Origin of the sequence: Enterococcus cecorum DSM 20682 = ATCC 43198 (assembly GCF_000407565.1) — a bacterium.
Taxonomy (GTDB): Bacteria; Bacillota; Bacilli; order Lactobacillales; family Enterococcaceae; genus Enterococcus_E; species Enterococcus_E cecorum.
Window position 1 is genome coordinate 559,599 of sequence record NZ_ASWI01000004.1, and the last position, 14,151, is coordinate 573,749.

General features: G+C 36.1%; 9 protein-coding genes and 1 pseudogene. 8 read left to right on the forward strand and 2 right to left on the reverse strand.

The features are described 5' to 3' along the window. Positions 1-270 precede the first annotated feature (270 nt). Complete coding sequence (locus I567_RS08770) at positions 271-2,025, forward strand: ABC transporter ATP-binding protein (RefSeq protein WP_016251865.1); 1,755 nt, start codon at positions 271-273, stop codon at positions 2,023-2,025. Continuing rightward, complete coding sequence (locus tag I567_RS08775; protein WP_016251866.1) at positions 2,025-3,809, forward strand: ABC transporter ATP-binding protein; 1,785 nt, start codon at positions 2,025-2,027, stop codon at positions 3,807-3,809. Before I567_RS08770 ends, I567_RS08775 begins: the two co-directional genes overlap by 1 nt. A 69-nt stretch (positions 3,810-3,878) precedes the next feature. Here I567_RS08775 and I567_RS08780 read toward each other — a convergent pair whose 3' ends face one another. Further along, entirely contained in the window at positions 3,879-4,799 is a 921-nt protein-coding gene (locus I567_RS08780) for a MurR/RpiR family transcriptional regulator (RefSeq protein ID WP_016251867.1), read from the reverse strand. A 172-nt stretch (positions 4,800-4,971) separates the two neighbouring features. Here I567_RS08780 and I567_RS08785 point away from each other — a divergent pair. After that, a pseudogene (locus I567_RS08785) lies at positions 4,972-6,399 on the forward strand (6-phospho-beta-glucosidase). 86 nt (positions 6,400-6,485) lie between these two features. Here I567_RS08785 and I567_RS08790 read toward each other — a convergent pair. Then, positions 6,486-7,838 carry an MATE family efflux transporter gene (locus tag I567_RS08790; RefSeq protein WP_016251869.1) on the reverse strand — a complete coding sequence of 451 codons (1,353 nt, stop codon included), beginning with the start codon at positions 7,836-7,838 and terminating at the stop codon, positions 6,486-6,488. Between the two features lie 91 nt (positions 7,839-7,929). On the opposite strand from I567_RS08790, the gene trxB reads away from it, so the two are divergent. The 5 genes from trxB to thrB all read left to right on the forward strand — a co-directional run bounded on the left by trxB (position 7,930) and on the right by thrB (position 14,118). Further along, positions 7,930-8,847 carry a thioredoxin-disulfide reductase gene (gene trxB, locus I567_RS08795; protein ID WP_016251870.1) on the forward strand — a complete coding sequence of 306 codons (918 nt, stop codon included), beginning with the start codon at positions 7,930-7,932 and terminating at the stop codon, positions 8,845-8,847. Positions 8,848-9,023: 176 nt separating this feature from the next. Continuing rightward, entirely contained in the window at positions 9,024-10,748 is a 1,725-nt protein-coding gene (locus tag I567_RS08800; protein WP_016251871.1) for a phospho-sugar mutase, read from the forward strand. Positions 10,749-10,912: 164 nt separating this feature from the next. Beyond that, complete coding sequence (locus I567_RS08805) at positions 10,913-12,166, forward strand: homoserine dehydrogenase (RefSeq protein ID WP_016251872.1); 1,254 nt, start codon at positions 10,913-10,915, stop codon at positions 12,164-12,166. Positions 12,167-12,187: 21 nt separating this feature from the next. After that, the gene (thrC, locus tag I567_RS08810; protein WP_016251873.1) at positions 12,188-13,252 is read left to right on the forward strand and encodes a threonine synthase; all 1,065 of its coding nucleotides are present in this window, start codon (positions 12,188-12,190) and stop codon (positions 13,250-13,252) included. Next, on the forward strand, positions 13,249-14,118 hold the full coding sequence (thrB, locus tag I567_RS08815) for a homoserine kinase (RefSeq protein ID WP_016251874.1): 870 nt from the start codon (positions 13,249-13,251) through the stop codon (positions 14,116-14,118). Before thrC ends, thrB begins: the two co-directional genes overlap by 4 nt. Positions 14,119-14,151: the final 33 nt, after the last annotated feature.

Here is a 14,151-nt window from a genome sequence, read left to right on the forward strand (position 1 = left end):
GCTATCCTTTTTATATTAAGGATGTGAGGCGGGTCGGTCAGCTACGAGCGGATAAGGTTGTCCAGAACGTCGGGAAAGTCCGAGAAGTAAAGACTTTCCCAGACGAGCTGGCTTATACGCCGAAGTAGCTATCCGCCGAGCACAGATTATATTAAGGTCGCAAAGCAGCTCGGTCAGCTACGAGCAGCTGAGGTTGTCCAAAATTTCATCAAGGTTGATTGGTTTATTTTGTAAAAATACAGAAAAATATTGAAGAATAGGAGTGAAAAAATGGCGATATTTAAAAAGTTATGGTGGTTTTTTAAACAAGAAAAGAAACATTACTTAATTGGTATAACCGCATTGATTGTGGTAGCTTTGGTTCAATTAATTCCACCATGGGTAATTGGTAAAGTAATTGATGAAATTGCCAGTAAGCAGATTGATCTACAAAAGATTTTTTATTACATAGGTCTACTTGTTTTTTCTGCAATTAGCCAATACGCCTTTCGTTATGTGTGGCGTACCAATATTTGGGGAAGTGCAGCTCGTTTGGAAAAAATATTACGAGAACGATTATTTGATCATTTTACATTGATGGACCAAATTTTTTATCATAAATATCGTACCGGAGATTTAATGGCTTATGCAACTATGAATTTAAATGCGATTCAAAATGTTGCAGGCGCAGGAATTTTAACATTTATTGATTCATTTATCACAGGTGGTATTACGATTATTGCAATGATGATTTTTGTTGATATTCGATTGACAATTTTAGCATTATTACCGTTACCACTGTTATCATTAATGGCCAAAGTGTTAGGCGATAAATTACATAATGCTTTTCGTAAATCCCAAGACGCCTTTTCTGATTTGAATGATAAAGTCCAAGAAAGTGTCACCGGGATTAAAGTCATCAAAACATTTGGCCAAGAAAAAGAAGATGTAGAAGATTTTAAAGATAAGGTCGATTTTGTAATTGAAAAAAACAAGAAAGTAGCGCTATACGATTCTTTATATGATCCATTAATTACACTGATTATTGGTTTAACTTATGTGGTAACCATTATCATTGGTGGTGGATATGTGGTAAAAGGAACCATTTCGATTGGTCAATTAGTTTCTTTTATGAGTTATATCGGCATGTTAGTATGGCCAATGTTTGCAGTCGGTCAACTATTTAATGTACTTGAACGAGGGAATGCAAGTTATGATCGTGTCTTTGAACTATTCAGAGAAAAAAGCCATATTATTGAAAAACAAACAGGTATTTCACAAAAAGCAAACGGCGATTTAAGTATCGATTTGGATTCGTTCACCTATCCTGATGGGCAAAATCCGGTTTTACAAAATATTCATGTGACGATTCCTCAAGGTAAGACGCTAGGAATCGTGGGAAAAACGGGTTCAGGAAAAACAACTTTATTGAGTTTGTTACTAAGAACTTATGATGACTATCAAGGAAGTATCTATTTTGGTGATTATAGTATTAAAGATTACCGATTAGATGCCTATTTGCCTGCAATTGGGTATGTTCCACAAGATCATTTTCTATTTTCAACAACGATTGCTGAAAATATTTGTTTTGCTAATCCAAATTTTGGAGAAGAGAAAATGATTCAAGCAGCCAAACAAGCAGCCATTCATGAAGATATTATGCAAATGCCTCATGGATATGAAACTTTGGTGGGTGAACGTGGTATCTCATTATCAGGTGGGCAAAAACAACGTATTTCTATTGCGCGGGCCTTTATCACAGATCCAAATCTATTAATTTTAGATGATGCGTTATCTGCTGTGGATGCCAAAACCGAAGAAGCTATCTTAGAGCAAATTCGTCAAAAAGAAAATCATTCATCTATGATTATTGTGGCGCATCGCTTGAGTAGTGTGATGCATGCGGATGAAATTATTGTATTAGAAGATGGTCAAATTGCTGAACGCGGTACGCATCAACAATTATTAGATAATCAAGCTTGGTATGCAAAAATGTGGCATAAACAACAATTAGAAAGTAATTTAGATCAAAGGGGGGCTGAATAATGGAACAACAATCAGAATGGTCAAAATCATTTACCATAAAAGAACAAGCATCAATTTTAAAGAGAACCTTTAAATTTGCGCGTCCGTTTGCAGCTACCTTTTTCTTTGCGGTGATTTTCTCGATTGCTTTAGCGGTAATCAATGTTTATATGCCACAAATTCTACAATATTTTATGGACCACTATTTACAAACCAAATCAGCGACTATGCGAATTTTATACCTCTTTGCTGGTTTGTATTTTGCAACCTCAATCATTAAGGCATTTATTTGGTTTGGCCAGTGGTATTTATATGCTGTTGCTTCCATTAAGACGTTAAATCGTATTCGCGTCATTTTATTTGAAAAGTTACAGCAACTAGGGATTCGCTATTTCGATCAAACGCCCGCAGGTTCTATTGTCTCACGGGTAACCAATGATACTGAAACCTTGTATGATTTTTGGAATGTCTTTATGATGGTGTTAACTGGAATCTTATCGTTAGTTAGTTCATTTGTAGCGATGTATGCTTTGGATAAGAAAATCGCCTTAGTAAACTTAGCTTTTTTACCACTACTAATCTTAATCATTGTTACGTATCAAAGACTATCTTCTAAGATTTATCGACAAATGCGTGAACGTTTGAGTGAGTTGAATACAAAATTGAACGAATACATTTCGGGAATGCATATTATCCAGCAATTCCGTCAAGAAAATCGTTTGAAAAAAAGTTTTGAGAAGACTAATACCAAATATTTGCGCACGCGCTATGCCATGATTAAAACCAACACGTTATTGCTTGCACCGATTATTAACTTCTTATACGCAATCGGATTGAGTATTAGTTTGACCATGTTTGGTTTTCAGGCTACGCATACAGTCTTAGAGGTCGGGATGATTTATGCTTTTACAACTTATGTGCAAAATTTCTTTAGACCAATGACGCAGGTAATGGATTCATTGAGTACTTACGCAGACGGTTTAGTTGCTGCGAGTCGAATCTTAAAATTAATGGATACGCAAGAATTAATTCCTGAACAAAAAAATCTTGAAGATGCTAAAATTACACGCGGTAAAATCGAATTTAAACATGTAAGTTTCTCATATGATGGTAAAAACCAAGTCTTGAAAGATATTAGTTTTGTGGCTGATGAAAATCAAACTGTAGCCTTAGTTGGTCATACAGGTAGCGGTAAGAGCTCGATTATTAATGTACTGATGCGCTTCTATGAATTTGAAGAGGGGCAAATTCTCATTGATGGTCGTGACATTCGTGACTATACCTATAAAGAATTGCGTGAAAAAATCGGATTGGTTTTACAAGATCCATTTATGTTTTATGGAACAATTGCCGATAATATTCGTTTGTTAAATCCGGATATTACAGATGAAGAAATGATTCATGCGGCTAAGTTTGTTCAAGCTGATCAATTTATTGAAGAATTAGACGGTGATTATCAAGCCAAAGTGATTGAAAAAGGGGCGGCGTATTCGAGTGGGCAACGTCAATTAATTTCCTTTGCGCGTACCGTGGTTACAAATCCGAAAATCTTAATTTTAGATGAAGCAACGGCTAATATTGATACAGAAACAGAAAGTCATATTCAACAAGGTTTACAAAATATGCGCCAAAATCGTACCACAATTGCCATTGCCCACCGTCTATCTACTATTCGCGATGCTGATTTGATTTTGGTTTTAGATAAAGGTCGAATTGTCGAACGCGGTAATCATGAAGAATTGCTTGCCAAAGATGGCTTATATGCACAAATGTATGCCTTACAAGCTAGTGGTGAGGAAATATAAAGTTTCTTAACACATAACAAATAATAACGACTACCATAAGTTTTAAAATAGCTTGTGGTAGTCGCTTTTTTAATTCGGTCTGAAGGAATCTTGAATTTGATAATGAATTTTTTGTTTTTCTTCTTGCATAATACTTGAGCTGCTTTGACGCGTATCAATCATTTCGCCCATTTCGAGTACATGATTTAAGTTTTGCTGATAATTGATTGAAAAATATAAACTATATAAGATATCCAATAAATAGGAGATAGAAGTATTAATTGTGAAACTAGCAATTTTCGAATAAAGTTTTTCTCGCGTCGTTAAAAAGAGGTTACAGTCGCTATGCTTAGACAATTGATTATCCCCGATACTGGTCAAAGCAATGATAGGCGTATTTTTCTTTTTGAGCATTTTGGCGATATTAATGATGGCTGAATTTTCCCCTGTATAAGAAATTAAGATAGCACAGGTATCCGGACCAGTGTTGTAGGCTTGATATAGCGTTTCACCGATTACATCCGACATTTCTACCGGACAATTCAATCGCTGCATTTTGAGCATAAAATCTTTAGCCACCATTAAGTTGCCACTGCTACCAAAGATTTTAATCTGTTTGGCATTTTTTAAAAGCTTTTTGGCTGTTTTTAATTTTTGTGGTGTCAGTAATTCAAAAGAGTCCATCAAGGTGGCACTTTCTAATTGAGCAATATTACTAGCAATTAACATTTCGTTGTCATTGGCTGAAAAAGGAAGATTGGGATCGATTTGTTGAAACCGGGCATTTAGATATTGTTGTTCTTCTTTAAATGCCTGACGTAAACTGAGCCAACCATCAAATTCTAATTTTTTGGCTAAACGAATAAAGGTAGAAGGATGGACATATAATTGATTGGCTAGCTGTGAGATGGCATATTGATCCAGGTCAAAAGGGTGTTCTTGCATGAATTGAATAATATTTTGTTCAGCAGGTGATAATTTGACCTGTTTCATTTTTTCGGATAATAACATAGCTTCCTCCTTTGTTTTTCATAAGTCTATTTTAAATGATATTTACAAAAAATGCACGATTGAAAACGTATTTTGTAAATATTATTGCAGATTTTATGAATTTAGTTGTAGTTTTATTTACAAATAGGATAATAAGATTGTAAATATTATGATGAAGAAAGTAGGAATATCAATGGGATTTAGAAAAGATTTCTTATGGGGTGGCGCAACGGCTGCGAATTAATGTGAAGGAGGATACAACGAAGGTGGACGTGGATTAGCAAATGTCGATGTTGTACCAATTGGGCCAGATCGTTTTCCGGTCATCACAGGGCAAATGAAGATGTTTGATTTTGATGATCAACATTTTTATCCAGCTAAAGTGGCAATTGACATGTATCATCGCTATAAGGAAGATATTGCTTTATTTGCTGAAATGGGATTTAAAGTTTATCGTTTATCTATCGCATGGAGCCGCATTTTTCCAAAAGGGGACGAATTAGAACCAAATGAAGAGGGCTTGCAATATTACGAAGATTTATTTAAAGAATGTCAAAAATATGGTATCGAACCTTTAGTCACCATTACGCACTTTGATTGCCCAATGCATTTGATTAAAGAATATGGCGCATGGCGAAATCGTAAATTAGTTGAATTTTATGAACGCTTATGTACTGTTATCTTTAATCGCTATAAAGGCTTAGTAAAATACTGGTTAACATTTAACGAAATTAATATGATTTTACATGCACCATTTATGGGAGCTGGACTTTATTTTGAAGAAGGCGATAATCAAGAGCAAGTCAAGTACCAAGCGGCTCACCATGAATTAGTCGCTTCAGCCATTGCAACCAAGATTGCACATGAAGTTGATCCAGAAAATAAAGTAGGATGTATGTTAGCTGCAGGGGCTTATTATCCATATACTTGTAAACCTGAAGATGTTTGGGAATCTCGTAAATCTGATCGTGAAAATTACTTCTTTATAGATGTGCAAGCAAGAGGTAAATATCCAAATTATGTCCTTAAAGAATTAGAACGTAAAGGCATTAAGATTGAAATGCAACCAGGTGATGAAGAATTATTACAAGCACATACGGTTGATTTCGTTTCATTCTCTTATTATTCCACACGTGTAGCAACTTCTGATAAATTAGAAGAAACACAAGGAAATATCTTTGCTTCAGTTAAGAATCCATATCTGAAAGCAAGTGAATGGGGATGGCAAATCGACCCATTAGGCTTGCGCACGACTATGAATGATATTTATGACCGTTATCAAAAACCATTATTTATCGTTGAAAATGGTTTAGGGGCGGTTGATACACCTGATGAAAATGGCTATGTTAAAGATGATTATCGAATTGATTATTTAGCTAAACATATTCAAGCGATGAAAGATGCCGTTGAAATTGATGGTGTTGATTTATTAGGTTATACGACATGGGGTTGTATCGACTTAGTTTCTGCTGGTACTGGGGAAATGAAAAAACGTTACGGCTTTATCTATGTGGATCGTGATAATGAAGGAAACGGTACATTAAAACGTACGAAGAAGAAATCCTTTGACTGGTACAAAAAAGTGATTGCATCCAATGGTGAAGACTTAAGTAATGAATAATATAAAAAGGAGCGGCTCTGAGGTGACCCCCAAAAGTCTAACTTTTGGGGGTCACCTCACTCGTTAATTGGGCCACTCCTTTATTTTTATGTATTCATAATCGATTTTTTACGCCAAGTTCCATGACGCCAACGATGAATCATTAATATTGCGCGTAAGGATTCGTCTATCGCATAAGCAATCCAAACACCTACTAAACCAAAATTTACCACGATAGCTAACAAATAGGAAAATGGTAAACTGATTAGCCATAGGACGGTCAAACTACAAAACAGTGGAAACTTGACATCACCACTAGCATTTAGCGAGCCGACTAGTGTCATATTGACGGCCCGGGCTGCTTCAAGAACAATTTCAACTAAAAAGACCCAACGTGCGATATCGATAATTTCTTGATTATTGGTAAAGATATGCATAATTGGCTGAATGAAAAGAAAAGTAATGACACAAATCAAAATAGAAATCGCGACATTTTGCCATGTTGAACGCATGCCACGTTGATAAGCACGATCAAATTCTTGCGCTCCTACACGTCGACCGATAATAATCTGATTTCCTTGACTTAAAGCCGCTGCTGTTAAAAAAACGAATTGCGTAATAGCAGCAACATAGGATTTAGCAATTAAGACATTTGCCCCTAAAGAAGCAACTATCATCGTAACCACTACTTGTGCCCCTTGATAGGAAACTGATTCACCAGAAGAAGGTAAGCCCAATTTTAATATTTGTTTTAGTTTAGTGATAGAAATCTTATGGATACGTGAAGAAAATAGCTCATAACCCACATGTTTTTTTAGTAAGCGATGGGCGACATTAAAAGCAATAAAATTACTGAATAATGCCGAAAAAGCCAAACCTTCAACACCAAGATGTGGTAGTCCAAATGGTGAAAATAGGGCAAGATAATTTCCGATAACTGCTAAAAAACTAGCAGACATTGGAATTAACAATGCTTGTTTGGTGTATCCATGTGTTCTCAAACTTGCTACCATTATGGCATTGACAGCTGCGATAAATACACCACCACCATAAATCTTTGCATAAGGTAGACCAATTTGAATGACTTCAGCAGGTAAATTCATAAATCCTAATAATTTTTCAGGAAAAAAATAAAAACAAATGCTTAGAATTAACCCAATCGCTAATCCAGCAAAAATAGCAGTATTGATGATTTCGGGAATTTCTCGATTCTTTTTAGCGCCAATAAATTGAGCAATCATTATTTGTGTACCAATTGTGACAAATCCATAAATATAGACAGATAAACTCAATAATTGGTTGGTAGCCCCTACACTGGCAACGGCAACTTCATTGAATTGTGAAATCATCCAGACATTAATATTTCCAATAATAACAACCATTAATAATTCCACGAATATAGGCCAACTTAAAAAGATTAATTCACGGTCCGAAGCATGAAAATTCATTTTACTTGTCAAAATATTTTCCCTCCTTTATAGTGGATATAGTTTCTTATAAACTGAATAAGATTATACTACTATATATTAGAAAGTAAAGGGGTTTCTTTAAATGAAATACGATTGTATAATTATTGGTGCAGGACCGGCTGGCATGACGGCTGCTTTATATGCTGCACGTGCAAACCTTAAAACATTATTATTGGAAAGAGGAATTCCTGGAGGACAAATGAACAACACTGCCGAGGTGGAAAATTATCCAGGCTTTGATTCAATTTTAGGTCCTGATCTAGCATTGAAGATGTATGATGGTATCAATCAATTTGGTGTTGAACACGGCTATGGTAATGTAGTAGAAGTGAAAGATCATCAAGATTATAAGGAAGTTATCACTGATGATGCAACTTATGAAGCCAAAGTTGTGATCATTGCAACTGGTTGTGAGCATCGAAATCTAGAAGTTCCTGGAGAAGCAGAATATTCTGGTCGTGGGGTTTCTTATTGTGCAGTATGTGATGGGGCATTTTTCCGAAATAAAAAATTAATTGTTGTTGGTGGTGGTGATTCTGCAGTTGAAGAAGCCATTTATTTAACCCAATTTGCGGATGAAGTGAAGATTGTTCACCGTAGAGATGCTTTGCGTGCTCAAAAAATCATTCAAGACCGTGCCTTTGCAAATGAAAAAATTTCATTTATTTGGGATAGTGTTGTTGAAGAAATTAAAGGTGATGATCAAAAAGTTACCGGTGTTCAAATCAAAAATGTTAAGACTGGTGAAACTTATGAAGAAGCTGCAGATGGCGTGTTCATTTATGTTGGATTAATTCCTTTAACACAAGCATTCACTTCTTTAGGGATTACCGATGATGCCGGTTGGATTGTAACTGATGAACGCATGCAAACGAAAATTCCTGGTCTTTTAGCTTGTGGGGATGCGCGTCAAAAACACTTACGACAAATTACCACTGCAGTTGGTGACGGTGGAATTGCAGGTCAACAAGCGTACCAATATATTGAAGAAAACAAATAATGACTAAATTTGAAACTTCTAGTTTATGATGCTAGAAGTTTTTGTTTTCGGAAAATATTTAGCATTTTCATTTTTATAACTTTTGCTTTTTTGTCTGTTCATCTTTTTGTAATAATGTTATAATATTACCGAGAAGTTCCTCTCGAAATCTTGAATCTTAAAAAGAGGTGTTTTGCATGTCTTGGGAACAAGTCTATGAACAATGGAAGAAAAAAGAGGATTTAGAAGCTCATTTAAGCGAACAATTAGCTGAGTTAGCAGATAATCCAAAAGAATTGGAAGATGCTTTTTATGCACCTTTAGAATTTGGTACAGCAGGTATGCGTGGAATTTTAGGGCCTGGGATTAACCGTATGAATATTTATACTGTCCGTCAAGCAACAGAAGGTCTCGCAAGATTTATGGACACACAAGACCCTGAAACGCGCAATCGTGGGGTAGCTATTTCATATGATTGCCGTCACTACTCTCCTGAATTTGCAATGGAAGCTGCCAAAACTCTAGCAAAGCATGGTATCAAATCTTACGTCTTCGAAAGTTTACGTCCAACACCTGAACTTTCATTTGCAGTACGTTACTTAAAAACCTTTACTGGTATCATGATTACTGCTTCACATAATCCAGCAAATTATAATGGATATAAAGTATATGGTGAAGACGGCGGACAAATGCCACCACAAGATGCAGATGCAGTAACAAAATTTGTTCGTGAGGTAGAAGATCCACTTGAAGTAGTTGTATTATCAGAAGAAGAAGCAAAACACAGTGGTTTAATTAATATTATTGGTGAAGAAGTTGATAATGCTTATCTAAAAGAGGTAAGTAAAGTAACTATCAATCATGAATTGGTAGCTGAAATGGGCAAAGAATTAAAACTAGTTTTCACGCCATTACATGGTACTGGTAAGATGCTAGGTGAAAAAGCCTTGAAACAAGCTGGCTTTGAAAAATTTGTCATTGAACCTTCACAAGCCGTTGCTGACCCTAACTTTAGTACAGTTAAATCACCAAATCCTGAAGAACATTCTGCATTTGAATATGCAATGAAACTAGGTAAAAAAGAAGATGCGGACTTATTGATTGCGACTGACCCTGATGCCGATCGACTAGGTGCAGCTGTAAGAATGCCAAATGGCGAATATCAAGTGTTGACTGGTAATCAAATTGGCGCGATTATGACTCAATATATTTTAACTGCTCATAAAAATGCAGGTACATTAAAAGAAAATGCGGCTATTGTGAAGTCAATCGTATCAAGTGAATTACCTGCAACGATTGCTAAGAGCTTTGGTGTGACGACATTTAATGTTTTAACTGGTTTCAAATTTATTGCTGAAAAGATTCAGTTGTTTGAAGATACTGGGTCAAATACCTTTATGTTTGGATTTGAAGAAAGTTATGGCTATCTTGTAAAATCATTTGTACGTGATAAAGATGCCATTCAAGCCTTAGTATTATTAGCCGAAGTAGCAGCCTTTTATAAGAAGCAAGGTAAGACATTATATGATGCACTTCAAGAAATTTTTGCTGAATTTGGCTACTATGCAGAAAAAACAATCTCTGTGACTATGAGTGGTTTAGAAGGTGCTGCTAAGATTAAAGCGTTGATGGCTACTTTCCGTGAAAAGGCACCAACTCATTTTGCTGATGTTGCCGTTGAAGTAACAGAAGATTTCCAAGCATTAACAAAAACACATGTCGATGGTACGGTTGAAAAATTAACTACTCCGCCATCTAATGTATTGAAATATATTTTGGCTGATGAAAGCTGGATTGCCGTACGTCCATCTGGTACTGAACCTAAGATTAAATTCTATATTGGGGTTAAAGCAGAATCTAGTGAAGCAGCAGCCCAAAAAATTAAAGATTTACAAGCAGCTATTGAAGAATTGACTGCATAATCTTTGACTGAAAGACTCATCTATCATAGGTGGGTCTTTTTTTATACATTTTATAGCAACTTGCCTCAAAATAGACTATTGCTTTCCTTGTCAAATTTTGATAGACTAGAATAAAAAATTATGAGAAATGCATGAATAAATTCTAATTCGAGTAAGGAGAAATTATGGATAAGACGTTAAATGTTGGCTTACTAGGCTTAGGCGTCGTGGGTGGCGGTGTCGTTGAAGTACTAGCTAGGCAACAAGAAAAAATACAAAGAGAAACTGGTGCCAAGATTCAGATTACCAAATGTTTAGTCCGTGTAGGGGAAGATAAATCACAAATAGCCCAAAAATATGGTTTTCAATTAGTAACAGACATTAATGAAATAATGATCGATTCAACGATTGATGTCGTAGTAGAATTGATTGGTAAGGTTCATCCAGCAAAAGATTTTATTACGCAAGCACTTAATAGTAAAAAACATGTTGTAACTGCGAATAAAGACTTAATTGCCCAACATGGTGTGGAATTAAATGAATGTGCTGCAACAAATCAAGTCTCTTTGTTCTATGAAGCAAGTGTAGCAGGCGGTATTCCTATTTTACGTACAATAACTAATAACTATTTAGCTGATGATATTACAAATGTGCTGGGAATCGTGAATGGTACAACCAATTACATGTTGACAAAAATGCTTGAAGAAGGTCTGAGTTATGATGAGGCATTAAGTAAGGCACAAGCATTAGGATTTGCAGAATCAGACCCTACGAATGACGTTGATGGCATTGATGCTGCTTATAAGATGGTGATTCTTTCACAATTTGCCTATGGTATGGATGTTAGTATGGATGATTTAACGATTGAGGGGATTCGCCAAGTAACGCCTGATGATGTCTTTTTTGCACAAAAAGCTGGTTATAAAATTAAATTAATTGGTCGAAGCAAATATGTAAATGGCGCTATTGAGGTAAGTGTTGGACCATGTTTTGTAGCAAATGCGCACCCCTTAGCCTCGATAAAAAATGAATTTAATGGCGTCTATATTGAAAGTACGGGTATTCATCGTTCAATGTTTTATGGACCGGGGGCGGGTGCTTTACCAACAGCGACAAGTGTAGTTTCTGATTTGGTAGCTATTGCCAATAATTGTCAAAAAAATTTACCGGCACCATTGTTTAATAATTATCACCGAAAAACACAATTATTGGATGACACACATAGCATTGATTGTTACTATATGGATATCCAGACGACTCATTTAGAGAAAATAAAAGAAAAACTATCTGGATACACGATTTGTAACCAGCATGCGACAACTGATGCGTATCAGGTAATTCTTGAAAAAATTGCTAAAGATCAGCTAAAAGAATTAGTGAATCAATTGACTGAAGATGCTAAAATGATACGTGTGATGAAAGTAATTGAAAATAATTAACCCTTGAGGAGGAAAATAAGAATGAATCGCTATGAAGGATTACTAAAACGATATAAGGAATATTTACCAATCACTGACAAAACGCCAATGATTTCTTTATGTGAAGGAAACACACCATTAATTCCCCTTCAAAATTTATCTAAAGAATTAGGAATTACACTATATGGAAAATATGAAGGTCTAAATCCAACCGGTTCCTTTAAAGACCGTGGTATGGTAATGGCAGTAGCGAAAGCTGTTGAAGAAGGAGCTAAAGCGATTGTTTGTGCTTCAACTGGTAATACGAGTGCTGCAGCGGCTGCATATGGTACACGTGCAGGTATCAAAGTGTATGTGGTGATTCCTAATGGTAAGATTGCGATGGGTAAACTTGCTCAAGCTATTGCATATGGTGCAGATATCATTTCCATTCCAGGTAACTTTGACGAAGCATTGAAGGCTGTTCGTGACATTGCTAAAACTGAAAAAGTGGCTTTAGTCAACTCGGTCAACCCATATCGCTTAGAAGGTCAAAAAACAGCGGCTTTTGAAATTTGTGAACAGTTGGGCTTTGCACCAGATGTCTTAGCTATTCCAGTGGGAAATGCAGGAAATATTTCTGCTTATTGGAAAGGATTTAAAGAATGGCATGAAGTTAAAGGCACTTCACTACCAAGAATGCATGGCTTTGAAGCACAAGGAGCAGCAGCAATCGTTCGAGATCAAGTGATTGAAAACCCTGAAACAATTGCAACTGCGATTCGAATTGGTAATCCAGCAAGTTGGCATCTTGCTACAGCGGCACGTGATGAATCGAATGGCTATATTGATGAAGTCACTGATGAAGAAATTCTAAATGCTTATAGAAAAGTTGCTGCGATGGATGGTGTATTTGTAGAACCAGGCTCAGCAGCATCATTAGCTGGTGTGATTAAACATGTAAAAGCAGGTAAAATAAAACCTGGTGAAACTGTAGTGACTATCTTTACTGGAAACGGCTTAAAAGACCCAGATACAGCAATTCATGAAGTACATGCTGATATTCATAAGATGGCAGATGTAGAGGAAATGCGTCTTCATATGCGTGCTGGGGTGGAAAAACTATGAAAATTCAGGTGCCAGCCACATCAGCAAATCTAGGGCCAGGTTTTGACTCTTGCGGGATTGCACTTGCTAAATATTTAGTCATCGAAGTGATAAAACCTCAAGATAAGTGGGAAATTGTCCATCATTTAGGTCCTGAAATTCCAAGTGATGAAAGTAATTTATTGATTCAAACAGCCTTAAGTATTGCACCTTACCTCGTTCCTCATAAGTTAAAGATGATATCTGATATTCCTTTAACCCGTGGATTAGGTAGCAGTTCTTCGGTCATTATCGCAGGAATTGAATTGGCTAATCGTCTAGCAAATTTGAACTTATCTGAAGAAGAAAAATTAAATATCGCAACCAAAATAGAAGGACATCCGGATAATGTGGCTCCGGCTATTTATGGCGATTTTGTGGTTGCTTGTTACGATGAGCAAAAAGAACAAGTTTTGTCAGTCAAACATTATTTCCCGGAATGTGATATTATTGCCTATATTCCAGAAAGCGAGTTAGCGACAAAACAATCGCGCAGTGTTTTACCTGAAACTTTTTCATTTAAAAACGCTGTAAAGGCAAGTGCTATTAGCAATGTGATGATTGGTGCGATTATTAATGGTAATCTTGATTTAGCTGGAGAATTGATGGGACGTGATTTATTCCATGAACATTATCGGGAAAAATTAGTGCCTCATCTATCTACAATTCGTCAAATATGTCTGGAAGAAAATGCCTATGGTTGTTTCTTAAGTGGTGCGGGACCTACAGTATTAGTTCTAACACCACAGGAAAATAGTAGTCGTATTATGACACATTTACAATCAATGGACACCAATGCGCAAGTGGAATTATTATCTATTGATCGTGAAGGTGTTCAAGTGTACTAATCTTAACGGACTAATCAATTTGGTTAGTCCGTT